At 69.2% G+C, this 23,640-nt stretch carries 25 protein-coding genes and 1 tRNA gene; 17 read left to right on the top strand and 9 right to left on the bottom strand.

The features are described 5' to 3' along the window. Nucleotide 1: 1 nt before the first annotated feature. Both udk and ACT4MF_RS02385 read left to right on the top strand, forming a co-directional pair. Nucleotides 2-697: a uridine kinase gene (gene udk, locus ACT4MF_RS02390; protein ID WP_099254326.1), complete on the top strand. Its 696-nt coding sequence runs from the start codon at nt 2-4 to the stop codon at nt 695-697. Nucleotides 698-763: 66 nt separating this feature from the next. Continuing rightward, nucleotides 764-1,159, top strand: coding sequence for a hypothetical protein (locus ACT4MF_RS02385; RefSeq protein ID WP_444681620.1), 396 nt, complete (start codon nt 764-766; stop codon nt 1,157-1,159). A 22-nt stretch (nt 1,160-1,181) separates the two neighbouring features. Here the strand turns inward: ACT4MF_RS02385 and ACT4MF_RS02380 are convergent, their stop codons facing one another. Further along, nucleotides 1,182-2,579: a DEAD/DEAH box helicase family protein gene (locus ACT4MF_RS02380; RefSeq protein ID WP_444681619.1), complete on the bottom strand. Its 1,398-nt coding sequence runs from the start codon at nt 2,577-2,579 to the stop codon at nt 1,182-1,184. A 49-nt stretch (nt 2,580-2,628) separates the two neighbouring features. On the opposite strand from ACT4MF_RS02380, the gene lipP1 reads away from it, so the two are divergent. The 3 genes from lipP1 (at nt 2,629) to ACT4MF_RS02365 (ending at nt 5,520) form a co-directional block, all read left to right on the top strand. Next, nucleotides 2,629-3,612, top strand: a complete 984-nt coding sequence (gene lipP1, locus ACT4MF_RS02375) for a LipP1 family hormone-sensitive lipase (RefSeq protein ID WP_444681618.1) — start codon at nt 2,629-2,631, stop codon at nt 3,610-3,612. A 121-nt stretch (nt 3,613-3,733) separates the two neighbouring features. After that, nucleotides 3,734-4,105: a hypothetical protein gene (locus ACT4MF_RS02370; RefSeq protein WP_444681617.1), complete on the top strand. Its 372-nt coding sequence runs from the start codon at nt 3,734-3,736 to the stop codon at nt 4,103-4,105. A 209-nt stretch (nt 4,106-4,314) separates the two neighbouring features. Continuing rightward, nucleotides 4,315-5,520 carry an inorganic phosphate transporter gene (locus tag ACT4MF_RS02365; protein ID WP_444681616.1) on the top strand — a complete coding sequence of 402 codons (1,206 nt, stop codon included), beginning with the start codon at nt 4,315-4,317 and terminating at the stop codon, nt 5,518-5,520. Nucleotides 5,521-5,531: 11 nt separating this feature from the next. On the opposite strand, the gene ACT4MF_RS02360 is transcribed toward ACT4MF_RS02365, so the two are convergent. Next, on the bottom strand, nt 5,532-5,963 hold the full coding sequence (locus ACT4MF_RS02360) for a universal stress protein (RefSeq protein ID WP_099255340.1): 432 nt from the start codon (nt 5,961-5,963) through the stop codon (nt 5,532-5,534). Between the two features lie 76 nt (nt 5,964-6,039). Further along, nucleotides 6,040-6,489, bottom strand: a complete 450-nt coding sequence (locus ACT4MF_RS02355; protein ID WP_099255339.1) for a universal stress protein — start codon at nt 6,487-6,489, stop codon at nt 6,040-6,042. 81 nt (nt 6,490-6,570) lie between these two features. On the opposite strand from ACT4MF_RS02355, the gene ACT4MF_RS02350 reads away from it, so the two are divergent. Both ACT4MF_RS02350 and ACT4MF_RS02345 read left to right on the top strand, forming a co-directional pair. Continuing rightward, nucleotides 6,571-8,166: an amidohydrolase gene (locus tag ACT4MF_RS02350; RefSeq protein WP_444681615.1), complete on the top strand. Its 1,596-nt coding sequence runs from the start codon at nt 6,571-6,573 to the stop codon at nt 8,164-8,166. Between the two features lie 85 nt (nt 8,167-8,251). Beyond that, a complete protein-coding gene (locus ACT4MF_RS02345; protein ID WP_099255337.1) occupies nt 8,252-8,503 on the top strand; it encodes a SelT/SelW/SelH family protein in 252 nt (83 codons plus the stop codon). Nucleotides 8,504-8,510: 7 nt separating this feature from the next. Here the strand turns inward: ACT4MF_RS02345 and speB are convergent, their stop codons facing one another. The 4 genes from speB to ACT4MF_RS02325 form a co-directional block, all read right to left on the bottom strand. Beyond that, entirely contained in the window at nt 8,511-9,341 is an 831-nt protein-coding gene (gene speB / locus ACT4MF_RS02340) for an agmatinase (protein ID WP_099255336.1), read from the bottom strand. Between the two features lie 9 nt (nt 9,342-9,350). Next, nucleotides 9,351-9,728 (bottom strand): translation initiation factor IF-5A, encoded by a 378-nt coding sequence (locus ACT4MF_RS02335; protein WP_099255335.1) that lies wholly within the window; start codon nt 9,726-9,728, stop codon nt 9,351-9,353. Nucleotides 9,729-9,814: 86 nt separating this feature from the next. Continuing rightward, nucleotides 9,815-10,090 carry a hypothetical protein gene (locus ACT4MF_RS02330; RefSeq protein WP_099255334.1) on the bottom strand — a complete coding sequence of 92 codons (276 nt, stop codon included), beginning with the start codon at nt 10,088-10,090 and terminating at the stop codon, nt 9,815-9,817. Nucleotide 10,091: 1 nt separating this feature from the next. Continuing rightward, the gene (locus ACT4MF_RS02325) at nt 10,092-11,213 is read right to left on the bottom strand and encodes an aminotransferase class I/II-fold pyridoxal phosphate-dependent enzyme (RefSeq protein ID WP_444681614.1); all 1,122 of its coding nucleotides are present in this window, start codon (nt 11,211-11,213) and stop codon (nt 10,092-10,094) included. Nucleotides 11,214-11,367: 154 nt separating this feature from the next. On the opposite strand from ACT4MF_RS02325, the gene ACT4MF_RS02320 reads away from it, so the two are divergent. The 9 genes from ACT4MF_RS02320 to ACT4MF_RS02280 all read left to right on the top strand — a co-directional run bounded on the left by ACT4MF_RS02320 (nt 11,368) and on the right by ACT4MF_RS02280 (nt 20,384). Continuing rightward, the gene (locus ACT4MF_RS02320; RefSeq protein WP_444681613.1) at nt 11,368-12,396 is read left to right on the top strand and encodes an AI-2E family transporter; all 1,029 of its coding nucleotides are present in this window, start codon (nt 11,368-11,370) and stop codon (nt 12,394-12,396) included. 70 nt (nt 12,397-12,466) lie between these two features. After that, nucleotides 12,467-14,137 carry a succinic semialdehyde dehydrogenase gene (locus tag ACT4MF_RS02315; protein WP_444681612.1) on the top strand — a complete coding sequence of 557 codons (1,671 nt, stop codon included), beginning with the start codon at nt 12,467-12,469 and terminating at the stop codon, nt 14,135-14,137. Nucleotides 14,138-14,203: 66 nt separating this feature from the next. Further along, nucleotides 14,204-14,476 (top strand): hypothetical protein, encoded by a 273-nt coding sequence (locus ACT4MF_RS02310; RefSeq protein WP_444681611.1) that lies wholly within the window; start codon nt 14,204-14,206, stop codon nt 14,474-14,476. Nucleotides 14,477-14,533: 57 nt separating this feature from the next. After that, complete coding sequence (gene pyrF / locus ACT4MF_RS02305) at nt 14,534-15,364, top strand: orotidine-5'-phosphate decarboxylase (protein ID WP_099255330.1); 831 nt, start codon at nt 14,534-14,536, stop codon at nt 15,362-15,364. A gap of 207 nt (nt 15,365-15,571) precedes the next feature. Next, nucleotides 15,572-16,240 carry a tRNA (pseudouridine(54)-N(1))-methyltransferase TrmY gene (gene trmY, locus ACT4MF_RS02300; RefSeq protein WP_444681610.1) on the top strand — a complete coding sequence of 223 codons (669 nt, stop codon included), beginning with the start codon at nt 15,572-15,574 and terminating at the stop codon, nt 16,238-16,240. Then, nucleotides 16,221-16,646: a CHY zinc finger protein gene (locus ACT4MF_RS02295; protein ID WP_444681609.1), complete on the top strand. Its 426-nt coding sequence runs from the start codon at nt 16,221-16,223 to the stop codon at nt 16,644-16,646. The genes trmY and ACT4MF_RS02295 overlap by 20 nt, the downstream gene beginning before the upstream one ends. Nucleotides 16,647-16,741: 95 nt before the next feature. Then, a tRNA-Pro gene (locus ACT4MF_RS02290) sits at nt 16,742-16,814 on the top strand. A 428-nt stretch (nt 16,815-17,242) separates the two neighbouring features. Continuing rightward, nucleotides 17,243-19,471, top strand: a complete 2,229-nt coding sequence (locus tag ACT4MF_RS02285; RefSeq protein ID WP_444681608.1) for a PGF-CTERM-anchored ABC transporter substrate-binding protein — start codon at nt 17,243-17,245, stop codon at nt 19,469-19,471. Nucleotides 19,472-19,682: 211 nt separating this feature from the next. Beyond that, on the top strand, nt 19,683-20,384 hold the full coding sequence (locus ACT4MF_RS02280; RefSeq protein ID WP_444681607.1) for a TVP38/TMEM64 family protein: 702 nt from the start codon (nt 19,683-19,685) through the stop codon (nt 20,382-20,384). 30 nt (nt 20,385-20,414) lie between these two features. On the opposite strand, the gene ACT4MF_RS02275 is transcribed toward ACT4MF_RS02280, so the two are convergent. Together ACT4MF_RS02275 and ACT4MF_RS02270 are read right to left on the bottom strand one after the other, a co-directional pair. Then, entirely contained in the window at nt 20,415-20,837 is a 423-nt protein-coding gene (locus ACT4MF_RS02275; protein ID WP_444681606.1) for a GtrA family protein, read from the bottom strand. Further along, nucleotides 20,837-22,339 (bottom strand): sulfatase, encoded by a 1,503-nt coding sequence (locus tag ACT4MF_RS02270; protein WP_099255431.1) that lies wholly within the window; start codon nt 22,337-22,339, stop codon nt 20,837-20,839. Before ACT4MF_RS02270 ends, ACT4MF_RS02275 begins: the two co-directional genes overlap by 1 nt. 276 nt (nt 22,340-22,615) lie before the next feature. Here ACT4MF_RS02270 and ACT4MF_RS02265 point away from each other — a divergent pair, with 276 nt between their 5' ends. Then, complete coding sequence (locus ACT4MF_RS02265; RefSeq protein ID WP_444681605.1) at nt 22,616-23,602, top strand: alpha/beta fold hydrolase; 987 nt, start codon at nt 22,616-22,618, stop codon at nt 23,600-23,602. Nucleotides 23,603-23,640 lie beyond the last annotated feature (38 nt).

Below are 23,640 nucleotides of genomic sequence, written 5' to 3'. Positions count from 1 at the left end.
TATGACCATTCCCTCGTTCGTGATCGGGATCGCGGGGGGGACCGGTGCGGGAAAGACGACCGTTTCCCGGCTCGTCACCCGCGATCTCGGCGACAGCGTCACCCGCATCCCGCTGGACAACTACTACGAGGACCTCTCGCATCTCGACTTCGAAGAGCGTCAGTCGGTCAACTACGACCACCCCTCCGCGTTCGAGTGGGAACTGCTCCGAGCGCACCTCGAAGCCCTGTTAGAGGGGCAGTCGGTGGAGATGCCCCAGTACGACTTCGAGATCCACAACCGGAAGGAGGAGCGCGTCACCGTCGAGCCGACGGACGTCATCGTGCTCGAAGGGATCCTCGCGCTGTACGACGAGGAGATAAACGAGATGATGGATCTCCGGCTGTTCGTCGAGACCGACGCCGACGTGCGCATCCTCCGGCGGATCCGCCGGGACGTGATCGACCGCGGTCGCGACCTGGAGGGCGTCATCGATCAGTACCTCTCGACGGTGAAGCCGATGCACGAGCAGTTCATCGAGCCCTCGAAGAAACACGCAGACCTGATCATTCCGGAGGGCGCGAACAGCGTCGCCGTCAACCTCTTAGAGGAGAAGCTTCGCGCCGAGGTCGACGGCGACGCCGTTCGGAGCTGGGAGCGCGGAAGCTTAGAGGAGGAGCTCGGCGAGAAGCGCTCGCTCGACATGGACGACGACTGACGCCGCGTTTCTCACAGCGATAGAACCGAAGGTACAGCTAACTGGCCTCGGCGCGTCTTTTCGGCCATGCTCCGAGCGATCATCGGCCTCCTCGGCGGACTCACCGCGCTGGCCCCGGACCGGATCGTCGCCGCGTTCGAGCGTCTCGCCGTCGACAACCCGGACGAGGTCGAACCGAGACCGGGGATCGCCGCGGCGCTTCGGGCCGAAGGCGCGGCCATCGTCGCGATATCCCTGATCGGCGGTCGCGCCTACGCGTGGACCATGTACGTCACCGGGGCGTTCGGTGCCCTGCTCCTCGCCGTCCCCCGAGCGTACCGCGAAATCGCGGTGCGGGTCCTCTACGACGACCCGGACGCGGTTGCGTGGAGCGGCGGGTTCGATTCCGTCCTCCGGCTCGTCGGCGCGCTGTATCTGCTGGTGGGGATCCGTGAGTTTCGGCGCGGACGGAATACGGAGTGACTCGGCCGGCCGCCGTCGCCCGTTACCGCCGTCGGCTCGCCACCCGTTCCTCCGCGGTCTCCGCGCTGACGACCTCGTAGAGGATCGCCCGGCCGTCGTCCTCCTTCGGACGGAGCACTCGCCCGAGCCGCTGGGTGAACTCCCGCTCGCTGCCCGACCCCGAGAGCACGACCGCGACGTTGGCGTCTGGCACGTCGACGCCCTCGTCGAGGACGTTGGCGGCGACGACCCGGCCGTACGTCCCCTCGCGGAAGCGCTCCAGAATCTCGCGGCGCTCCTTCGCGCCCGTCTCGGCGGTGATCGCCGGCAACAGGAACCGCTCGGAGAGCCGGTAGACGAGGTCGGTGTGGGCGGTGAAGACGATCACCCGGTCGTCGCGGTGGCGGTCGAGGATCGATTCGAGGCGGGCGACCTTCCGACGCGCGTTCATCATGATCTCGCGGGCGTCCTGCTTCGCGAGGAGGGCCTCGCGGGCGGCCGGGTCGTTGCCCGAGCGCTTGACGAGCTCCCGGTAATCGCTCCCGCTCGTGAACGTGATCCCGGCGTCCCGGACGTACTCGACGAACGTGCCCTGCTTCTCGTCGTAGCGCTCGCGCTCGTCGGGCGTCAGCTCCACCTCGATCCGGCGGATGTCGTACGGGGCGAGGTGGTCGCCGGCGAGGTCGTCCACGTCGAGCGCGTACACGCGGTCCCCGATCAGCTCCGCGACGGTCTCGTGGGCGCCGTCGGGGCGCTCGAAGGTGGCGGTGAGCCCGAGCCGCGCCGGCGCCGCGAGCAGGCGCGCCACGTCGCGGTACCCCTCGCCGCCGAGGTGGTGAACCTCGTCGAAGACGACGAACTCGAAGGCGTCGCCGACGTCTTCGGCTTTCAGGTACGCCGAGTCGTACGTCGACACCGTGATCGCCTCCCGGCGCTGCTCGCCGCCGCCGAACCGCCCGACCGGCACGTCGAACTCGGCCTCAAGCTCCCGCTGCCACTGGTCGAGCAGGTCGACGGTGGGCACCACGACGAGCGTCGGCACGCCCAGTTCCACCATCGCGCGGATCGCGATCACGGTCTTGCCGGCCCCGGTCGGCAGTTCGAGCACGCCCCGATCGCCGGCGTCGCGCCACGCGTCGAGCGCCTCGCGCTGGTACTCCCGGAGGTCGTAGTCGGTCGCGAGCCCCCCGTCGAGCCCCGCGGCCTCCGCGACCCGGTCGCTCGCGTCCAGCACGCGGTCCTCGACGGTCGCCCCGGCGACGGCCAAGGCCCGGCGGATCGCGGCGTAGCGGTAGGCCGGGGCGCGCCCCGTCCCGGACCGCGGATCGCTCTCGACGCCCGGAAGCGGCGGGAGCGACGCGAAGGCGTCGCCGTCGGGGTCGTCGCCGCCGCGGGCGGCGACCCGGATCGTCCCGTCCTCGTAGGTCAGCCGGACGTCCATCGGCGGACATTGCCGACCGACTTACAAAGGGGCACCGCCTGCGTCCGCCATGCGCGCGGACGAACTCGACCCCGAGATCGCCGCCGTCGTGGACGAGATCGCGGCCCTCGGACTCCCCGAGTGGCACGAACTCTCAGTCGACGCGGCGAGGCGCGTCGAAGACGAGGTGTTCTCCGGCGACCCCGAGCCACCCGTCGCCGACGTGCGGGACCTCGCGTTCGACGGCCCCCACGGCGCGGTGCCGGCGCGGGTGTACCGACCGGAGGCGGCGATCGACGAATCGACGCCGCCGACCCGGACCCTCGTCCACTTCCACGGCGGCGGGTGGACCCTCGGCACGCTCGACTCGATCGACGGGCCGTGTCGCGAACTGGCGACGCGCGCGGACGCCGTCGTCGTCTCCGTCGACTACCGGCTCGCCCCCGAGCACCCCTTCCCCGTGGCGGTCGAGGAGGCGGCCGCGGCCGTCGCGTGGGGCGCGCGAAACGCGGCGACGTTCGGCGGAGACCCGGAGCGGCTCGGGGTCTCCGGGACCAGCGCCGGCGGGACGCTCGCGCTCGCGGCGGCGCTGCACGCTCGCGAGTTCGGAGGCGACCCCGCCGGGGAGGGGCCCGATGGGACCGCACCCCCCGAGATCGCCGGGCAGTTCCTCCTGTACCCGATCGCGGGTCGCGACTTCGAGACCGACTCGTACCGCGAGAACGCCGACGGGCCCCTCCTCACCCGCGCGGATATGCGGTGGTTCTTCGACCAGTACCTCCGGAGCCCGGTCGACGCGCGCAACCCCTTCGCCGTGCCGCTCCGCGCCGCCGACCTCGGCGCCCTCCCGCCCGCGACGGTCGTCACCGCCGGCTTCGACCCCCTCCGCGACGACGGCGTCGCCCTCGCGGAGCGGTTCGACCGCGAGGGGACACCGGTCGAACACCGGCACTACCCGGCGATGGCGCACGGGTTCTGTAGCCTCGCCGACCGCGTCGACGCCGCGGAGGCGGCGCTGTCGGCGGTCGCCGGCGACGTGCGGGAGCGGCTCTGAGAGGTGAGTCAAGGCCCCCGGCCGTGAGGCGAACGCGTCGCGGCACGGCGGGCAAAGCGGGCGGACGGACGCCGCTCCCGGCGCCGACGCCCCCAAGTGGCTCGCCTCGAAACCCGTCTCCATGAGTCTCATCGGATCGGCGGTCACGTTCGCCGTCGGCCTGCTCGTCGGCGGGCTGGCCATCTTCATCGCCGCCGCGGTCGTCACCGGGACGCGCGACTACGGCCACGCGGTGTTCACGGCGCTCGTCGGTGCGATCGTCTGGGGGGTCGCCGCGTTCTTCCTCTCGTGGGTCCCACTGATCGGCGATGTCATCCCCCTTCTCGCGTGGATCTGGGTCATCCGGGCGCGTTACGGGGCCTCGTGGGTCCACACGGGGATCATCGGCGTCATCGCGTGGGCGTCGGCGGTGCTCGTGCTGGCGGTACTTCCGTTCGCCGGCGTCACCGACGCGGTCGGCGTCCCCTTCGACCGGTCGCTCGGCGCGATCTGATCCGAGCCGTGTCCGATGAACCGCCCGCGTTCGCCGCGTTCACCGCATTCACCGCGTTCGAACGCCCGTTTCGGAGTGCGTGTCCGGATCGGCGCATCACGCGTCCGGAGCGACGCGTCGCAGCGCCGGGCGCGTGGGGAACGTTTAATCACCGCCTCCGTTCAAGTGGGTATCATGGCTCGAACTCCCGTTAGCGGAGGGCGTTGAGCGTGGCGGGAGCCCTCTTCTGGGCGCTCGTCGTGCTGGCGACGCTCACCAGCCTCGCCACGGCGTGGGCGCTCGGCGCGAACAGCAACTCGCCACCGTTCGCGCCGGCGATCGGGGCCAACGCCATCTCGACGATGCGAGCGGCGTTCCTCATCGGGATCCTCGCCGCGCTCGGCGCGCTCACCCAGGGCGGCGCGATCTCCGAGACGGTCGGTGCGGGGCTCATCAACGGCGTCCAGATAACGTCGCTGGCGGCGACGGCGGGGCTGTTGACCGCGACCGGCTTCATGGCGTTCGGCGTCTACACCGGCTATCCGGTCCCGGCGGCGTTCGCGACGACGGGCGCGATGGTCGGCGTCGGGCTCTCGCTCGGCGGGGATCCCGCGATCGACACCTACCGCCGCATCGCGCTCTTTTGGGTGCTCGTCCCGCCCGTGTCGGGGGGGCTCGCCTACCTCACCGCCACCATCCTCCGACGCGACGACATTCCGGAGACGGTCGGCGTCCCGCTGCTCGCGGCGGTCGTCGGCGGCATCATCGCCAACGTCCAACTGGGCGTCATCCCCTCGCCGCCCGACGCGACCCAGAGCTCCGTCGCGGGGTTTATCGCGCGACGGGTGGGGCCGCCGACGGTCGCCGATGTCGACCCCGTGGTGGCGCTCGTCACGCTGGCGGCCGCCGCGGCGTGGTTCCTGGTCATTCGCCGGCGGACGCAGGCGTCTGTCGAGGGCGGGATCCGGACGTTCCTCATCGTCCTCGGGAGCGTCGTCGCCTTCTCCAGCGGCGGCAGTCAGGTCGGGCTGGCGACCGGGCCGCTCGAGAACCTCTACGGGGTCGAGCTCGGACTGCCGAGCATCGTCCTGCTCGCGCTCGGTGCGGTCGGCATCCTCGCGGGCGCGTGGATGGGGGCACCCAAGCTGCTCCAAGCGACCTCCCGCGAGTACGCGCAGCTGGGAGTCAGGCGCTCGATCGCCGCGCTGGTCCCCGGATTCATCATCGCGCAGCTGGCGATCGCACTCGGGATCCCGATCTCGTTCAACAACATCATCATCTCCGGCGTCATCGGCGGTGGACTCGCCGGCGGCTCGGCGGGGGTCTCCCGCCGGAAGATCGGCGTCACGCTCGCGTTCTGGCTCATCACGCTCGTCGCCTCGATCGCGATCGGATTCGGGCTCTACAAGGCGTTTGCCGCGGTGCTCGGCGGATAAAGTGAGCCGATTCAGCGGACGACGGTCACGGTTACCGGGGCCTCGCTGACGACGGTCGTCGCCACGGTCCCGAGCAGCCGCCGAGCGAGCTCTCCGCGTTCACCGCCGTGCCCGCCCATCACGACGTGGTCGACGTCGTGCTCCGCGACGTACTCCAGGATGGTTTCGGCCGCGTCGCCGGTTTCGACCACCGTTTCGACCGGTCTGTCGGCCTCCGTAGCCCGCTCCTTCGCCCGTTCGACGACGCGGGTGGCGCGGTCGCGGGCGGCCTCGCGACGCTCTGCGCCGGGTTCGAGGACGCCGCCCTCGCTCATCGCCGCGTCGATCGGCGTCACGACGTTCAACACCGTCACCCGACAGTCGAAGAGTTCGAGCGCCTGCGTGAGCGCCTCGTCGGCTAGCGGCGATCCGTCGAGTGGGACGAGGACGTGCGATGGCGCCATACACCCGCTTGAACCCCCTCACACATATCGGCGGTGATCGGTGAGGAGGGGCGCGACGCCCGTCGTCGGTCCAGGCCTACTCGGAGACCGTCGTCTTCACGATGCTCACCGGCGCGGTCGACTGCCGCGAGACGCGCTCGGTGACGGAGCCGAGCATCCGGCGGTAATCCCCGGACCGGGTCTTCGACCCCATCACCGTCAGATCGATGTCCTCGTCGTCGATGTAGCTGAGGACCGCCTCGTGGGGGACGCCGTACACCAGTTCGGTCACCGTCTCGACGCCCGCGTCCGCGGCGTGGGACGCCACCTCGTCGAGCGCCTCGCGGCCGCGTTCCTCCAGCGTCTCCGAGGCGCCCTCCGATCCGTCGACGAACTCGTCGCCGGAGTACGCGTTGACCACGTCGCTGTCGACGACGTACAGCACGTGGAGGGTCGCGTCGTAGCGCTCGGCGGCGTCGATCGCGTGGTCGATCGCGCGGTCGACGCCCTTGCTGCCGTCCGTGGGGAGCAGTATTCGGTCGTACACGCGTGGAGCTTCGATCCGTCACCGAATAAATCGGTCGCCGTTTCCCGAACGGTTAACACGCTCCCACTCCCGGAATCGCTCATGACCGACGCCGCGGACCGACTGTTCGTAAACGGGGAGATACACACGCTCGCGACCCCCGACGAGACGCACGAGGCGGTCGCCGTGCGGGACGGCGAAGTCGTCCGCCTCGGCCGGAGCTACGAGCTCCGGTTCCTCGAAGGGGTCGACACCGAGGTGATCGACCTCGACGGCCGCGTGCTCCTCCCCGGCTTCGTCGACGCGCACACCCATCTGACGACGGTCGGGCGCTACCTCGTCCACGCCGACCTCTCCGCCGCCGACTCGCCGAGCGAGGCGGTCGATCTGCTGGCGGAGCGGGCCGAGGAGGTCGAGAGCGGCGACTCGGACGCGTCGGGCGACGGCTCCGACGACCCCGCCACCGACTGGGTGCTCGGCTACGGCTACGACGAGTCGACGTGGGACGATGCCCGCTACCTGACTCGCGCCGACCTCGACCGCGTCTCGACGGATCGCCCGGTCGCGGCGTTTCGCGAGGACATGCACGTCGCCGCGGTCAACGGGGTCGCGCTCGACCGGTTCGCGGACGAGTTGGCGGGTGTCCCGGACGAGACCGTGCCGACGGGCGACGGGAGCGAGCCGACGGGCGTCCTCCTCGAGAGCGCGATCGACCCGATCTACGAGGCGGTCGAGCCCGGCCCGTCGGCGACCCGCGAGGTCGTGGCGGCCGCGCTCGACGACTGCGCCGCGAAGGGGATCACGGGGTTTCACGACATGGTGCGGAACTCCCACGCCCCGCGCGTCTACCGCGACCTCGACGCCGACGGCGATCTGACCGCGCGCGTCCGGATCAACTACTGGAGCGACCACCTCGACGCCCTGCGAGAGGTGGGCCTGTCGACGAACGCCGGAAGCGACATGGTCGAGACCGGCGCGATCAAGTCGTACACCGACGGGAGCTTCGGCGGACGGACCGCGCGGCTCTCCGAGCCGTACGCGGACGCGCCAGAGGAGACCGGCCAGTGGGTCGTCGACCCGGACGAGTTGGCGGCGACGGTCGCGGACGCGACCGCGGCCGGCTATCAGTTCACCGCCCACGCCATCGGCGACGAGGCGATCGACGCCGTCCTCGACGCCTACGAGGGCGACTCCCACACCGACCCCGAGGCGGCCCGCCATCGCATCGAACACGTCGAACTCGCCGACGACGGCGCGATCGAGCGGCTCGCGCGGACGGGCGCCGTCGCCAGCGTCCAGCCGAACTTCCTCAAGTGGGCGGGCGACGACGGGCTCTACGACGCCCGGCTCGGGGACCGGCGGACCGAGACGAACCGCTACCGCGACATGCTCGACGCGGGCGTCCACCTCGCGTTCGGCTCCGACGGGATGCCGATGGACCCCCTCCTCGGCGTCCACCACGCCGTCAACGCCCCCGCCGAGGCGCAGCGGCTCACGGTGACCGAGGCGCTGCGCGCGTACACCCGCGGGGCGGCGTACGCGGGGTTCGACGAGGACCGGCTCGGCACGGTCGCGCCCGGCAAGCGCGCCGACTTCGTCGCCCTCGACTCGTCGCCGTGGGCGGAGTCGGCGGCGATCCGCGACATCGACGTGGCGATGACCGTCGTCGACGGCGAGACCGTCTACGACGGGCGATGAGGGGGATCCCAGTCGGCTCGGGCCGAACTCTCGCAAGCGCTGCCAGAAGACAGTAGTTATTAATTATGTAGATTCTATTGGGGATATGGCAGAGATCGCCATCGAGTACGCCGCGGGCAGTCGCCTCCGGTCGGAGGCGGAGACGGCTCGACGCCTGATCGACTCTTACCTCGGCGACCGCTCCGACGTAGACCGGGTCACGCTCGCCCCGTCCAGCGAGTCCGTGTTCTGCGTCAGCGTCGAGGGCGACCGCATCTGGTGTACGAACCCCCGCGAGTGGATCGACGCCGTGGAGGCGGTGACCGCGGTACGACGGCGGCTCTCGGAGCTGTCGTAGCTCGGGGTCAGTCGTCGAGCGCCGCCGCGTGCGACCGTACGAACTCTCGGAGAAGCTTGCCCGCCAGCGCCGCCGCCTGCCCGTCGTCGCGGTCGTTCACCTCGACCACGTCGAACCCGTCCGCGACGGGCGCGACCGCGCGGACGAGATCGCGAACCTCTCTCGGGGCGAGCCCGAACGGCTCCGTCGTCCCGGTTCCCGGCGCGAAGCCGGGGTCGAGCCCGTCGATGTCGATCGAGCAGTACACCGACTCGTCCTCGAACGCGTCCGCGCCGAGCCCGTCGACCCACGCCCGGGCGTCCTCCGGCGGGACGACCGTCACGTCGGCGGCGGCCGCGCGGTCCCACTCCTCCTCGGAGCCGGTGCGCGCGCCGACGATCACGGCGCGCTCGACGCCGAGGTCGTCGAGCGCGCGCCGGGTGACGCAGGCGTGGCTCAGCGGATTGCCGTCGTAGGCGTCGCGCAGGTCGAGGTGGGCGTCGCAGACGACGAGCGCGTCGGGATCGACCGCCTCGACCCCGGCGTGCGTGACGGTGTGTTCGCCCCCGAGAGTGAGGGGAACGGCGTCGTCGTAGGTGACGCTCCGCAGCTCGGCGGCGAGGTGATCGAGGTACGCCGCCACGTCGTCCCACGGGCGCACGTCGCCGGCGTCACGGACGCCGAGCGCGGAGAAGCGGCTCTCCGTTCGTTGGTCGTAGTCGTCGTAGGTCTCGGCGAATCGCCGGATCCGGTCCGGTCCGAACCGGGTGCCCGGCTGAAACGTGGTCGTGGCGTCTAAGGGAGCGCCGACGACCACGTACGAAGCGGCGTCGCGGTCCGCCGTCGCTCCCGGAAACATCGGCTTCGATTACCCGACGACCTTGCGCTGGCCCTCGTACTCCAGGTACTCGATGTTGTCGTCCGAGGAGAAGTCCTCGTTCTCGGGGATGCGCATGGTGAACGTCTCGTAGGTGTCCAGGTCCATGACCTGGGCGTCGTTTCCGGAGACGGAGACGACCTGGCCCTGCTTCCGCTGGATGATCGGGACCCAGACCTTCGCGTCGACCGGCTGCGAGAGCGAGCGCTTCTTCTCGTCGAAGACGCCCTTGCCCTCGACGCGCGCCTTCGCGCTCCCGTGTTTCCCGGGTTTGGCTGTGCTGTAGTGGTTGATCTTGCAGGGCGAGCTGTCCATCATGACGTAGCTTCCCTCCTGCAGTTCGCGAACCTGCTTCTGCTCTCGCGGCATGAGCGCTACTTTCCCCGGCGCGGGTATAAACGGTTTGGAACGGCGTTGTGCGGGGCGGACTGGGATCGGTCCGGTGAGTCGGTCGGCTACGGGTCCATCTCGTCGACGTACTCTTCCTCCTCGTCGGCGTTACCGTCCGGGGGGACGAACTGCCCGGTGATGAGGTAGCTGGCGACGAAGAGGCCGATGAAGCCGACGCCGACCGCGGCGGTCGTCCGAACCACGAACGGGAAGTCGATCCACCAGAGCGCGCGGTCGGCGATGATCATGACGACGACCGCGACGAACAGCGCCTTCTGCTCGTCGGTCGGGTCGCGGACGAACCCGACCACGTCGTCTTTGATGTCGCTGAAAAAGCCCATCTCAGGCACCCCCCTCTGCGCCCTCGATGACGCGACTCACGCGGGCGAGCCCCTCCTCGAGCGTCGCGGTCGGGAGGCCGAACCCGATCCGGAACCGGCCCGGGAAGCCGAACAGCCCGCCCGGCGCGAGCACGACGCTCTCCTCCTCGACGACGGCCCGACAGAACGACTCGCCGTCGTCGAAGCCGTCGGGCACCGTCACGAACCCGTTGACGCCCACGGGGTCGTACCAGTCGAGGTCGTGGCGGTCGAGCCAGTCGGCGACGATCGCGCGATTGGTGGCCGCTAGCTCGCGGTTCTCCTCCAGGATCCGCGGTTCGCGCCGACCGAGCGCCTGCTTCGCGACGTGTTGACCGAACAGGCTCGGCGAGATCGTGGTGTAATCCTTCCAGCGCCACGCGCGGTCGACGACCGCCTCGGGGCCGGCGATCCAGCCGAACCGGAGGCCGGCGAGCCCGTACGCCTTCGTGAGGCTCGTCGTCGAAATCCCGTGGGAGCCGAAGCTCGCGACCGGCGGCTGCGGCTCCTCGGCCAGCAGGCGGTACACCTCGTCCGAGAGGAGGTACGCGTCGTGCTCGACGGCGACGTCGTAGACGGCTCGCATCGCCGCCTCGTCGTGGTACCGGCCGGTGGGGTTGTTCGGGTTGTTCACGACGATCACGGCGGTGTCGTCGCGGGCGGCGTCGGCGACCGCCTCGGGGTCCAGCTCCCACTCGGGCGGCGCCAGTTCGACGCGGGTCACCTCCCCGAACGCCTCGGGCACCGCGTGGAGGGCCTGATACGTGGGCGTGACGACGACCGCGTGCGTCCCGGAGCCGACCTCCCCGTCGCCGCTTCCCCCCACGCCGCCGTCGTCGCCGAGCAGCGAGAGGAACGCGAGGAAGTTCGCCTCCTGCGTGCCGCAGGTGAACAACACTTCGTCGGCGCTCCGACCGTAGCGGTCGCCCACCGACGCGCGGAACCCGGGGTCGCCGTTCGTCGGGATGACGTAGTCGAGCCGGCCCGGATCCAGGTCGAACCGGCTCGCGTCGAGCGACCGGATCCCGCTCTCGGCCAACATGATGTCGGCCTCGTGCTCGTACTCCGCGAACCAGCGTTCGAGGCCGAACGGATCGATGCGCATACCCGACGTGAGGGTGGCGCGAGGTTATGTGCTACGGTCCCTCGTGGCGATTTCCACAGGGCGGGGGTGCGACGGCGAGCGTCGGTTCCGGGGCACCGATCCCGCGAAACGCCACCATCGCAACGACTTTTGTCGGCGGATGCGAGACACCGGCATGGTTCTCAAGCGGCGGCGACTGTTGGGCACGCTGCTCGTCGCGTTGGCCGCGCTCGCGGCGGTGGTGTTGGCGGAGGTGCTCCGGACCGTCGTCTTCGCGGTCACCGTCGCGTACGTCCTCTATCCGGTCCGTCAGCTGTTCGTCGAACGGGGGGTGTCTCGCCGGATCGCGTGCGTCGTCGCCACCGGCGTCGCATTCGCCGGCGCCACGCTCCTCGTGGCGCCGCTGTTGTACTCGCTGTACCGACGGCGCTCGGACCTGATCGACCTCGTCGGGCGGATCCCGGATGTCGTCCCGATCAGCGCCGGCGGCTTCGAGACGACCGTCGAGATCGCGCCGTTCGTCGCGGCCGCCGAGACGTGGATCCGGCAGGTCGCGCTCGCCGTCGCGAGCGCGGCGCCGGTGCTCGTGTTGGAGCTCGTCGTGTTCACGTTCCTCGTGTACGGCATCCTCTATCGACCGGGAGCGGTCGGAGCGGCCGTCTTCGGCGTCGTTCCCGCGGAGTATCACGACATCCCGGAACGACTTCACAGGCGGACGCGAGAGACGCTGTACTCGATCTACGTCCTGCAGGCGGCGACGGCGGCGGGGACGTTCGCGCTCGCGTTCGCGGTGTTCTGGGCGCTGGGGTACGGGTCGCCGGTCCTGCTGGCCGTTATCGCCGGCGTGCTCCAGTTCATCCCCGTCGTCGGCCCGAGCGTCCTCGTCGTCACCCTGGCCACGGGAGACGTTCTCCTCGGGGAGACCGGGCGAGCGATCGGCGTGTTGGTGTTGGGGCTCGTCGTGGTGTCCTTCGTCCCCGACGCGGTGATCCGGACCCGGCTCGCAGGCTGGACCGGGAAGATCTCTCCCGGCCTGTACTTCGTCGGGTTCGTCGGCGGAATCCTCACCGTGGGCGCGGTCGGGATCATCGTCGGCCCGCTCGTCGTCTCGCTGCTGCTCGAAGTGATCGACATGCTCTCCGAGGACGACACGGCGGCGGACCCGGTCGGGGGGCCAGGCGACTCCGGAGAGCCGGGAGCGTGACTTCCCGCTTCGCGGGCTGTCCACCCCACCGGCACGGCTTTCCCTCGTCCGACCGTCCGTCCCGTATCAGATGTCCCCGACGGATCCCCCCGCCGCGCTCGACGACGCCCCGACCCTCGCGGCGCGGCGCCTCGACGACCTCGCCGACCGCGTGGCGTGCGCGAACTCCGCGAACGCCGCGGGCGCCGGCGGCGACCGCGATACCGCTGACGGCGGTACCGCTGACGCCGCGCTCGACGTGTTCGCCCCGGCGACCGCCGAGCGGATCGGGTCGGTGCCGGCCTGCGACACGGACACCGTCGACGCCGCGGTGGAGCGCGCCCGCGAGGCGCAGGCGGAGTGGGCGGCGACACCCGCGAGAGAGCGCGCGGCGGTGCTCGACCGGTTCGGCGATCTCGTGCTCGACCGCCGCGAGGAGCTGCTCGATCTCCTTCAGATCGAGACCGGGAAGTCGCGCCGGACCGCGGTCGAGGAGCTGTTCGACGTGCCGACGGGCTGCGGCTACCTCGCCGAGACGGCGCCCGGCGTCCTCGCGGACGAGCGGCGGGCGAGCGTCGCGCCGGGGGTCACGACCGCGACCGTCACCTACGATCCGGTCGGCGTCGTCGGCGTGATCTCGCCGTGGAACTACCCGCTGACGCTGTCGATGGCGGACGCGCTCCCCGCGCTGGTCGCCGGCAACGCGGTCGTGTGCAAACCCGACGAGAAGACCCCGTACGGCGCCCTCGCACTCGGCGAACTGCTGGAGGTGGCGGGGCTCCCGGACGGCCTCTTTCAGGTCGTCACCGGCGAGGGGTCGACGGTCGGGCCCGCGCTCGTCGACGCGGTCGACCACGTCGCGTTCACCGGCAGCACCGAGACCGGTCGGGTCGTCGCCGAGCGCGCGGGGCGGAACCTCGTCGACTGCTCGCTGGAGCTCGGCGGCAACAACCCCCTCGTCGTCCTCGACGACGCCGACGTCGACGAGGCGGCCCGCGGCGCGGTTCAGGCCTGCTTCTCGAACGCGGGACAGCTCTGTCTGTCGGCGGAGCGGATCTACGTCGCAGAGCCGCTGTACGACGCGTTCGTCGACGCCTTCGTTCGCGAGACGGAGCGGCTCACGCTGGGGACCGGCTACGACTACGACGCCGCGGTCGGCTCGCTCATCGACGCCGCCCAGCTCGATCGCGTGCAGAGCCACGTCGAGGACGCCCGGGAGCGCAGCTCGACCGTGCTGACGGGCGGCCGCGCCCGCCCCGACGTGGCGCCCTACTGCTACGAGCCGACGGTCCTCGCCGACGTCGACCCGGACGCGACCGCCGCGTGCGAGGAGACGTTCGGGCCGGTGGTCTCGGTGGCACCCGTCCCCGACACTGACTCCGCGATCGCGGCCGCCAACGACTCGCCGCACGGGCTCAACGCGAGCGTGTGGACGGGCGACCGCGACCGGGGAGTCGACGTCGCCCGCGAGATCGACTGCGGCACCGTCAACGTCAACGACGCGTTCCTCGCGACGTGGGGGGCGACGGACGCGCCGATGGGCGGGTTCGGCGACTCGGGGCTGGGTCGCCGCCACGGCCCCGAGGGGATCCGCCGGTACATCGACTCCCGGACGATCGGCGTCTCGCGCGTCGGGCCGCTCACGTTCCCCGAGCGCGTCCCGACCGAGTGGTTCGTCCGGGGGGCGTTCGCGGCGCTCTCGCTCGGGCGGCGGGCGGGTCGCGCAATGCGGCGGCTGAAACGGCGGATACGGGGGCGGTAGCCGAATGCGCCGGGATCGTCGGTCGCCACCGATCGAGACGGGACCGTCGGTTCACCGCTCACGCTCATGCACACGACACCTCAGTTCAGCGACGGCGTCGCGGCATTCGCGTCGCGGGGAAGCCGTCCCGCGAACGCCGCCCTCGCCGCGTTCGTCTGGCTGAACGGCCGGCTGTTCGACGTGAGCGGCGGCGACCCGCTCGGTCAGCTCGGCTCCCGGACGACCGGGGCACATCGGGCGCTCGCCGACGGCGCGGCGACGGTGACGAAGGAGCGGTACCTTTGCGGGACGATCGCGATGAGCGCCGGGGACGGGTGCGCGGGCGGCCGACGCGGCTGACGCGCGACCCCCGAGCGGAACGCAACGTTTAGCGCGTCCCCGGACGCAGTGGCGGCCATGAGCTTCTTCGAGACGCTCGGGGACCGGATCGAATCGACCGACAGCGTCGTCTCGGTCGGACTCGACCCAGACCCGAGCCGACTGCCCGACGCCGTCGCCGACGCCGACCTGCCGCGGTGGGCGTTCAACCGCCGGATCATCGACGCGACCCACGAGCACGCGGCCTGCTACAAGCCGAACGCGGCGTTCTACGAGGACGCCGACGGCTGGCGCGCGCTCGAGGAGACGATCGCCTACGCCCACGGCAAGGACGTGCCGGTCCTGCTGGACGCCAAGCGCGCCGACATCGGCAACACGACCCGACGCTACGCCGAGGCGCTCGACCGCGCGGACGCGATCACGGTGAACCCGTACCTCGGGCGCGACTCGCTCCAGCCGTTCCTCGACCGCGAGGAGAAGGGCGTGTTCGTCCTCTGTCGCACCTCGAACCCGGGCGGCAGTGACCTGCAGGACCTCGAACTCGCCTCCGGCGAACCGCTCTACGAGCGCGTCGCCGCGCTCGCGGACGTGTGGAACGGGAACGACAACGTCGGGCTCGTCGTCGGCGCGACCGCGCCCGAGGAGCTCGCCGAGGTCCGCGAGATCGTCCCGGAGATCCCCTTCCTCGTCCCCGGCGTCGGCGCACAGGGCGGCGACGCGGAGGCCGCGGTCGAGCACGGGCTCGCGGACCGCCCGGACGCCCCCGTCGGCGTGGGGCTCGTCAACTCGTCTCGCGGGATCATCTTCGCCGGCGAGGAGTCGAGCCGACCGGGCGACGAAGCGACCTACTTCGGCGCCGCCGGCGACGCCGCGAAGCGACTGAAAAAGCGGCTGAACCGGCACCGGTAGGCGGTCGTCGGCGTCACTGTTGGGGGCCCTTCGCGCACGCCGTGCAGGCCCCGGCGGCGGCGTTCCAGTGGTCAGCACAGACCGCGCGACCGCACCGCGGACAGCCGTGGCGCGCGGGTGCCGCCTCGCAGATCTGACAGATCCCGGTGACGCTCATGGGCTCCCTCCGGTCGGGTCGCTTATGAGTGTCGGGGGCGACCGCCGCGTATGCGCCAGTTCGTCGTCATCGGCCACGACGTGCCCGCCGACCCGGACGCGATATCGCTCTCGGACCTCCCCGGCGCGGGCCGGCTCGACCTCCTCTGTCGGTGCGTCGCCGCCGGCGTCTTCCTCTCGCACGGGATCCGCGAGGCCGTTCGGGTTCACCTCGTCGTCGGGCGAAGCCCGACTGACGGAGGCGCGGAGCGCCCCGCTGTCGGCGCCGACGCGTTCACGATCACCTTCGACGCGGACAGCCTCCGCCATCTGCACCCCGACGAGCGCAACGTCGCCGCGCGGATCCGGGACGCGCTCGACGCGCGCGACGACGCTATCGGGCACATGCCGGCGGACGTTTCGCCCGGCGTCGAGCTCCGCCGGATGGGGCTCGACGCGACGCTCGATCGGCTGCTCGACGCGTCCGGCGCCGCAGGGGCCTCCACCGACCCGACCCTCGTCCAACTCCACGAGGACGGCGACCCCCTCGTCGACGCCGCGCCGCCGAGCGACCCCGTGTTCGTGCTCTCCGATCACAACGACTTCGCCCCGGCGGAGCGCGATCTGCTCGCGGACCGCGCGGAGCGCCGCGTGCGGGTCGGGCCGAAACGTCTCCACGCCGATCACGCCGTCTCCGTCGTCCACAACTGGCTCGACACCGATGGGTACGCCTCCTACTGACGACCGCCGCACGACGACGGCGCCCGCGACCGACGACCGGTTCGCGGTCCCGCTCCGGGGCGTCGCCGTCGGTCCCGAGACGCGCTGTGCCCATTGGGACGACCCCGTCGACGTGATCGCGCTCCGGTTCGGCTGCTGTGAGGTGTACTACCCGTGCGACGCGTGCCACGACGCCGCGGCCGACCACGAGGCCGAGCCGTGGCCCCGCGATCGGTTCGACGAGCCGGCGGTCCGCTGTGGCGTCTGCGGCGCGACGCTCTCGGCCCGCGAGTACCTCTCCGGCGACAGCGAGGCGCACCGCGCCTCTGACAGTCGGGCGAACCCCGACGACGATGCCTGCCCCCGCTGCGAGGCCCCGTTCAACCCCGGCTGTCGGGCCCACCGCGATCGGTACTTCGAGGCGTGAGTCGGTCGTTCGGTGTGGGGTCGCGGTCCGATCGACGACCGATCGTTCCCGATTTTCGGAAAGGTTAAAAGAACGAGCGGCCTTCCTGAGAATGCGGGCCGGTGGGGTAGCTTGGTATCCTTCGGCCTTCGGGTGGCCGTAACCACGATTCAAATTCGTGCCGGCCCACTTCTCCCGCATCCGTTTTGGAACGGACTAACCCTAACACAGCGTTAGCTCCGGCACCACAGCACCGCTCCGCCGTGGTTGATTCGGATTGCGTCGCAACCGCGCGTCTCCGTGGTCATGCGGTTCCGTCTGGAGTCGACCTCCCAACACTCGACTCCTCTGTCCGCTCCGGTGAGTGAAAACGCTCCCTCGAGAGCGTTCACGGAGTCGATGGTATTTTGCTCGGCATCTCCGACCAGCACCAGATTCATCCGGCTAGCACTGGCGGGCTGTTCACAACCCGAGATAGAGGCGATCCGATCCGCCGATCACCGGCTTCGCCAGGTGGACAAAATACCTCGTTTGGTACACTCCTTTGGCCGCTGTATAATCTAGGCAAGTAGGATTTCAATAATCAAATTTATATTGTAAAGGTTCTGCGTCCAAGTGTGCAGAATTCGCGTGCAATTCTACTGGCGGTACTCGTGGTGACGGCACTTGTCGGCGCCCCCGGAACCGCCGCCGGAGCGGAATCAGTAGGAGCAGAGCTCGAACAGTCAACAGATAACGCACCGTCCACCGATGTCGACGGTCACGAACCACTACAGACGGCGAGCAGCGGTACCTGTGATTTTCCGCTCAACGTGACTGATGCAACGGGGACGAACATCTCGCTCAATGAGCGTCCAGATCGGATCACGACGACGAATCCGTCTGCCGCTCAGACGCTTTGGGAGATCGGCGCACAGGACCGGGTCGTGGGTGTAACTCAATACGCCGGCTATCTGAACGGGACTGACAACAAAACGAACGTCTCGGCCGGATTCGGCGTGAGCGTCGAAAAGGTGGTTGCAACTGAACCCGATCTCGTGTTGGCACCCAATGCGTCGGCCGGCCAGGTCGATGATCTCCGCGCACAGAACCTCACGGTCTACCATTTCTCGGAAGCAACTGACGTCGACGACATCGCAGCGAAGACGGAACGGACGGGTCGCCTCGTCGGCAACTGCGACGAGGCCGCTGAGGTCAACGACGAGATGAACGAGACTGTGGCTAACGTTACGAATCAGACCGCTGATTTCGACCGTCTTGGTGCGCTTTATCCACTGGGCGGTGGTTACGTCGCTGCTAACAACACCTTCATCAACGAAATGATGGACATCGGTGGGACGATCAATGTTGCTGCTTCAGAGGGAGACGGATATCCGCAACTTTCCGACGAGGTGATTCTTAAAACAGATCCCGAACTTATACTGGTAACCGATTCGGAGGCCGCTATTCTCGATCGAGAGCCATACGCCAGTACGACGGCGGGTAGTCAGGGGAATTACGTAGTAATGAACGAGGACTACCTCAACCAACCTGCACCCCGTAGTGTGATCGAGTCGACGAAGAGCCTCGCAACTGCCGTCGAAAAACTTCAAACGGAGAGCAACGGAGAGGAAGCGACTGATGGCGGTAACACGTGTGGGTTCCCGCTTAACGTGACAGACGCGACGGGGACGAATATCACGCTCAATGAGCGTCCAGATCGGATCACGACGACGAATCCGTCTGCCGCTCAGACGCTTTGGGAGATCGGCGCACGGGATCGGGTCGTGGGTGTCACCCAATTCGCCGGGTATCTGAACGGGACTGACAACAAAACGAACGTCTCGAGCGAAGGGTTCGGCGTCAGCGTCGAGCGCGTCGTCGCCACTGAGCCGGACCTCGTGCTCGTCCCGAACGCGTCATCGGCGGGCACGGCAGAGACCCTCCGCGGACAGAACCTCACGGTCTACCATTTCTCGGAGGCAACTGACGTCGACGACATCGCAGCGAAGACGGAACGGACGGGTCGCCTCGTCGGCAACTGCGAAGCGGCCGCAAATATCAACGACGAGATGAACGACACCGTGGCCGACGTTGAGAATCGGACCTCCGATCTGCGTCGCCCTGCTGCACTCTATCCGCTCGGTGGCGGTTATGTCGCTGCCGACGAGACATTCATCAATGAAATTATGCACATCGGTGGCACCAATAACGTCGCTGCCACAGAAGGTTCGGGGTATCCAGTACTCTCAGACGAAGTAGTTCTCCGAACGGATCCTGAACTGATCATCGTAACGGAGTCAAACCCATCGATTCTCGATCAGGAACCGTATGCCAGCACCAGCGCGGGTGTACATAACAACTACGTGGTCTTAGATAATAACTATCTCAATCAGCCCGCCCCCCGTAGTGTCATCGAGTCCGTAGAAACGCTCGCTACCGGCGTCGAAGAACTCCAGTCCGAGAGCGGAACAGGAAGCCGTGGATCTGACAGTTCAAGCAGCAGTTCGGGCAGTGACGACAGTTCAAGCAGCAGTTCGGGCAGTGACGACAGCTCAAGCAGCAGTTCGGGCAGTGACGACAGCGACGGCGAGAATAAAGAACAAAGCGAGGGGAACGAAACGGCCACCGACGGGAACGAAACAGCCGTAGATACACCTACTGGAGAAAATACCACAGCAGTCGATTCTGACGAGGAGAGCGATGAAGCCGGTGGGTCCGATGATACTGCTGACCAGGGGGACGAACAAGACGGCGTATCAGCCGACACGACAGATGACGAGACGGAATCGGAGACTCCGGGTTTCGGATTTGTCGTGACCGCATTGGCGATCCTCGGGTTCGCGTACGTGCCGCTACGGAACTAGCGTTCGATAACGGAAAACGGGCCGGCTATTGAGCCGGTTCGACGAGTCGGTCTCGTCCGCAGGGTGCCCGCGGTCTCCGTAGCGAGCGATCACCGGAACGAGCGAACACTATCCGAACGCGCGGGCGAGCCTCGTCTGCCAGAGGAGAGTCATTCCCGACAAGTTCAGTATTGACAAGCTTCAAGTCCACTGCTGGCCGGGTGTAACACGAATGAGACTCTTTGCCTCGGCGTCGGACAGACGGCGGGGGATCCTCGCGCTCGTCGCCGTCGCAGTCGGGTTCTTCGCCCTCTACCTCTTCGTGCGCGAGTACGCTGGGTTCATCACGAACGCCGAGGCCCTGCGGGTGTGGCTCCGGCAGTTCGGCGCTCTCGCCCCCCTCGTGTTCATCGTCATCCAGGCCCTCCAAGTCATCGTCGCGCCGATTCCCGGACAGGTCGTCGCCCTCGTCGCGGGCTACCTCTTCGGCCCGTTCTGGGGCACCATCTACAGCCTCACCGGCGTGCTGATCGGGAGCACGATCGCGTTCTCGCTCGCGAAGCGGTACGGCCGGTCATTCGTCGAGGACGTGCTCCACGAGGACGTTGTCGCGCGCTTCGACGGCTTCGTCGACACCGTCGGCGTTCCGGGGCTGTTCGCGTTCGTGATCATCCCCGGGCTGCCGGACGACGCCATCTGCTTTCTGAGCGGCCTCACGAAGTGGAAGCTCCCCACCTTCATCGCCGTGATCAGCGTCGGCAGGCTACCCGCGTACGTGTTCACCGTCTACGCCGGCGGCAGGATCGCCGACGGGCGGCTCCTCTCCGGGCTCGCGATCATCGCGCTCGTCGTCGTCGCGTCGATCGTCGGCTACTACAAACAGGAGACGGTCAGGGATCTCGTCGCTCGCCTCGAGCCGCGACTCCCCTTCTAAGATCTCGCACTCGCCGCAAGCCGCGGCGGGTCACCCCCACGTCCACTGGGAGTCGAGGACGAATCGATACAGCCCGCTGAGGAAGATGGCGATCGCGTTCGCGATGAGGTACATGAGACTCGCCCACTCCACGAGCACGTAGAGGACCCCGAGCTGGATCGGGATCGCCGTTCCGCGGACGAGGTTCGTCTTGAGCAGGCCGCCGAGGTACTCGGACACCCCCGTGTTCTGGCTCGCCTGGAACGTCCACGCGTTGTTGAACACGTACGAGAGGATGATCGTGATCTCGATCGCGATCGTCGCGCCGATCAGGTAGTTCAGTCCCGCGACGTCGACGAACAGCCACAGCAGACCCATCTGTATCCCTGCGGTGATCGCGCCGACGACGACGAACCGACGCATCTGAACGGCGATCGGGCCGGTCGTGAGATCCCTGAGTACGGCACGGATCATCACTTGTAGCCGAGCGCTTCGAGGCGGGCTTCGAGGTCCTCGTCGACCTCACCGTCCCCGCCCTCCCCGGCGTCCTCGGCGGCCGCCGCGTCCGCCTGTCTGTCGCGGAGCTCGGCGACGTGCTCGGCGGCGATCGGCGCGAAGCGCTCGACGACCGCGAGCGCCTCGTCGGACGGGTCCGCCGACAGGTCCTCCTGCTGGGTCGGGTCCGACGGCCGGTGGTACAGCTCCGTGGTGCCGTCGTCGGCGTTCTCGATGTAGGTCCACTCGTCGTCGCGGACGCTCACGAGCAGGTCGCCGTCGGACAGCGACCGCGGGATCGGCTGTTCGGTCACCTCGTCGCCCCGGACGGTGACCGAGACGACGGGGTCCTGGTCCGGCGACTCCCCGTCGGTGACCGTCGGTGCGAGCGATTCGCCCCGCCACTCGGCCGGCGCGTCGACGCCGAGCAGATCGGCGACGGTCGGCGGGATCGCGTCGAGTCCGACGTGTTCGGAGACGCGGCGGCCGCCGTCCTCGCCGGGGACGTTCACGATGAGCGGGACGCGGATCAGCTCGTCGTACAGTTTCGGGTAGTGCGCGAGGTGACCGTGCTCTTGGAACTCCTCGCCGTGGTCGCCGGCGACGACGATCGCGGTCTCGTCGGCGATCCCGGCCGCCTCGAGCGTCTCGAGGAGCCGACCGACGCTGTCGTCGACCTGTCGCACCGTCGCCTGATACAGGGTTCGGAGCTCGCGGAGCGTCCGCTCGCCGACCTCTAGGCCGAAGCTCGTTCGCGTGTGGGCGTGGAGCATCCGGTGGGTGCCGACCAGCCCGTCCGAGACCTCGCGGATGTACCGCGGCGCCGGGACGTACGGGGTGTGGGTGTCCATGTAGTGGACCCACAGGAAGAACGGATCGTCGGTGTCGTCGACGAAGTCGGTGGCGGCGTCCTCGACGTCGAACATCCGCGAGGCGTCGAGGAAGGGTCGGTCGTCGCTGTCCCCCCGGAGCTTGGAGCCGAAGCGGCGGAACGGGGACGTGGCGAGCTGGATCCACGCCTCGACCGTCGGGTGGGCCGCGAGGTACCGGCTGTACCGACTCGACCCGACGCTCGTGACGAACGGTTCGAACTCGTCGAACCCGTCGGGATACCCCCAGTGAGAGGTGAGGAAGCCGTTCGCGGCGTTGAAGCCGCCGGTCGCGATGCCCGCGTCGGAGAGCACCGACGCGAGCGTGCGGGCGTCCTTCACGCCGATGTCGCCGTTCCGGGCGAACACCGGCTCGGAGGCGAGGATCGACGGGAACGAGAAGGGGGTCCAGTTGCCGGTGGCGAACGAGCGGTCGAAGACGGTCCCGTCGGCGGCCAGCTCCGAGAGCACCGGCGAGTGCCGGTCGTCGTCGTATGGGCCGATCGCGTCCGTTCGGAGCGAGTCGATCGTGACGAGGAGGACGTTGGAGACGTCCCCGTCAGAGGAGGGAGCCGATGCCGCTGTGTCCGAGGTCGACGTGTCCGATGCCATATTATGCGAGGGGGAATTCTGACGCCGCCGAACCGCGGTCTGGCCCGATCGGTCGCGCCGCGCTCCGCTCCCGCGAAGAGCGGAACACACTCGTCCGCCGAGTCGGGGGGCCGGTGAGGCCCCCTCGGCTCGTCGGGCCGACCGTCAGAATCACTAGTATACCCGACGGCGGTCTGCCAGCGGCTTGAGGATTTCGGTTCCGGGGGCGACACCGGGGCGTGGCGCGTCCCTTTCACCGAACGTAGCTATTTGACGGTCGCGACCCGAGTGGGAGGTATGCGCGACGCGTCGAGCGATGCGAGCCGCGAGGGAGAGTCGGGCGGCGACCGCCGCCACGGAGCTGAGGCGCTCGACGAGACCGTGCCGCCGGACGAGATTCCCGACGGCGTTCCCGGGAAGTCGCGAGCGGTCGACGTCGGAGACGTCCGGATCCACGTCGTCGAGGCCGGCCCCGAAGACGGGAAGCTCCTAGTCCTGCTCCACGGCTTCCCGGAGTTCTGGTACGGCTGGCACGAGGCGATCGCGCCGCTGGCCAACGCGGGCTACCGGGTCGTCGTCCCCGACCAGCGCGGCTACAATCTCTCCGGGAAGCCGTCCGCCGTGAGCGAGTACCGAATCGACGCGCTGGCGCGGGACGTTGTCGGCCTGATCGACGCGTACGACCGCGAGACGGCCGCCGTCGCGGGTCACGACTGGGGCGCCGCGGTGGGGTGGTGGCTCGCGCTCCACCACGCCGACCGGGTCTCGGAGTTCGTCGCGGTCAACGTGCCGCATCCGACCGTCTTCGAGCGCGCCCTCCGGACCTCGTGGGATCAGCGGCTCAAGAGCTGGTACATGCTCGCGTTCCAGCTCCCGAAACTCCCCGAAGCGATCGCCAGCGCCGGGAACTGGCGCCTCGCCGTGCGGGGGCTCCGGGAGTCGAGCGATCCGGGGACGTTCAGCGAGGAAGACTTCAGGCGCTACCGCCGCGCGTGGAACCGCGAGGGGGCGTTCGAGGCGATGGTGAACTGGTACCGGGCGATCGTCCGCGACCGACCGACCCCGGCGACGGAGACCGTCGAGGTCCCGACGCTCGTGATCTGGGGCTCGAAGGACCGCTTCCTCTCGACGCGGCTGGCCGGCCAGAGCGTCGACCGCTGTACCGACGGTCGGCTCCTCACCCTCGACACGGCGACGCACTGGGTCGTCCACGAGGAGCCCCACCGCGTCGCCGAGGCGATCGCCGACCACGCCGACCCGCTGCCGCCGGGCGCGCGGGAGTGACCCGCCGCGGGCGGAGCCGGTCGCGCGGCGCTTCCGTC

It is taken from the genome of Halorubrum sp. FL23 (assembly GCF_052439115.2).
GTDB classification, from domain to species: Archaea; Halobacteriota; Halobacteria; order Halobacteriales; family Haloferacaceae; genus Halorubrum; species Halorubrum persicum.
The sequence above is the reverse complement of the archived record's forward strand: the minus strand, read 5'-3'. Positions and strand labels throughout refer to the sequence as shown.

What these genes read in the sequence shown, in the direction of transcription:
- udk (WP_099254326.1), top strand. Translation starts at nt 2, where the DNA reads ATGACCATTCCCTCGTTCGTGATCGGGATCGCGGGGGGGACCGGTGCG.
- ACT4MF_RS02385 (WP_444681620.1), top strand. Translation starts at nt 764, where the DNA reads ATGCTCCGAGCGATCATCGGCCTCCTCGGCGGACTCACCGCGCTGGCC.
- ACT4MF_RS02380 (WP_444681619.1), bottom strand. Translation starts at nt 2,579, where the DNA reads ATGGACGTCCGGCTGACCTACGAGGACGGGACGATCCGGGTCGCCGCC.
- lipP1 (WP_444681618.1), top strand. Translation starts at nt 2,629, where the DNA reads ATGCGCGCGGACGAACTCGACCCCGAGATCGCCGCCGTCGTGGACGAG.
- ACT4MF_RS02370 (WP_444681617.1), top strand. Translation starts at nt 3,734, where the DNA reads ATGAGTCTCATCGGATCGGCGGTCACGTTCGCCGTCGGCCTGCTCGTC.
- ACT4MF_RS02360 (WP_099255340.1), bottom strand. Translation starts at nt 5,963, where the DNA reads ATGGCGCCATCGCACGTCCTCGTCCCACTCGACGGATCGCCGCTAGCC.
- ACT4MF_RS02350 (WP_444681615.1), top strand. Translation starts at nt 6,571, where the DNA reads ATGACCGACGCCGCGGACCGACTGTTCGTAAACGGGGAGATACACACG.
- ACT4MF_RS02345 (WP_099255337.1), top strand. Translation starts at nt 8,252, where the DNA reads ATGGCAGAGATCGCCATCGAGTACGCCGCGGGCAGTCGCCTCCGGTCG.
- speB (WP_099255336.1), bottom strand. Translation starts at nt 9,341, where the DNA reads ATGTTTCCGGGAGCGACGGCGGACCGCGACGCCGCTTCGTACGTGGTC.
- ACT4MF_RS02335 (WP_099255335.1), bottom strand. Translation starts at nt 9,728, where the DNA reads ATGCCGCGAGAGCAGAAGCAGGTTCGCGAACTGCAGGAGGGAAGCTAC.
- ACT4MF_RS02330 (WP_099255334.1), bottom strand. Translation starts at nt 10,090, where the DNA reads ATGGGCTTTTTCAGCGACATCAAAGACGACGTGGTCGGGTTCGTCCGC.
- ACT4MF_RS02325 (WP_444681614.1), bottom strand. Translation starts at nt 11,213, where the DNA reads ATGCGCATCGATCCGTTCGGCCTCGAACGCTGGTTCGCGGAGTACGAG.
- ACT4MF_RS02320 (WP_444681613.1), top strand. Translation starts at nt 11,368, where the DNA reads ATGGTTCTCAAGCGGCGGCGACTGTTGGGCACGCTGCTCGTCGCGTTG.
- ACT4MF_RS02315 (WP_444681612.1), top strand. Translation starts at nt 12,467, where the DNA reads ATGTCCCCGACGGATCCCCCCGCCGCGCTCGACGACGCCCCGACCCTC.
- ACT4MF_RS02310 (WP_444681611.1), top strand. Translation starts at nt 14,204, where the DNA reads ATGCACACGACACCTCAGTTCAGCGACGGCGTCGCGGCATTCGCGTCG.
- pyrF (WP_099255330.1), top strand. Translation starts at nt 14,534, where the DNA reads ATGAGCTTCTTCGAGACGCTCGGGGACCGGATCGAATCGACCGACAGC.
- trmY (WP_444681610.1), top strand. Translation starts at nt 15,572, where the DNA reads ATGCGCCAGTTCGTCGTCATCGGCCACGACGTGCCCGCCGACCCGGAC.
- ACT4MF_RS02295 (WP_444681609.1), top strand. Translation starts at nt 16,221, where the DNA reads ATGGGTACGCCTCCTACTGACGACCGCCGCACGACGACGGCGCCCGCG.
- ACT4MF_RS02280 (WP_444681607.1), top strand. Translation starts at nt 19,683, where the DNA reads ATGAGACTCTTTGCCTCGGCGTCGGACAGACGGCGGGGGATCCTCGCG.
- ACT4MF_RS02275 (WP_444681606.1), bottom strand. Translation starts at nt 20,837, where the DNA reads ATGATCCGTGCCGTACTCAGGGATCTCACGACCGGCCCGATCGCCGTT.
- ACT4MF_RS02270 (WP_099255431.1), bottom strand. Translation starts at nt 22,339, where the DNA reads ATGGCATCGGACACGTCGACCTCGGACACAGCGGCATCGGCTCCCTCC.
- ACT4MF_RS02265 (WP_444681605.1), top strand. Translation starts at nt 22,616, where the DNA reads ATGCGCGACGCGTCGAGCGATGCGAGCCGCGAGGGAGAGTCGGGCGGC.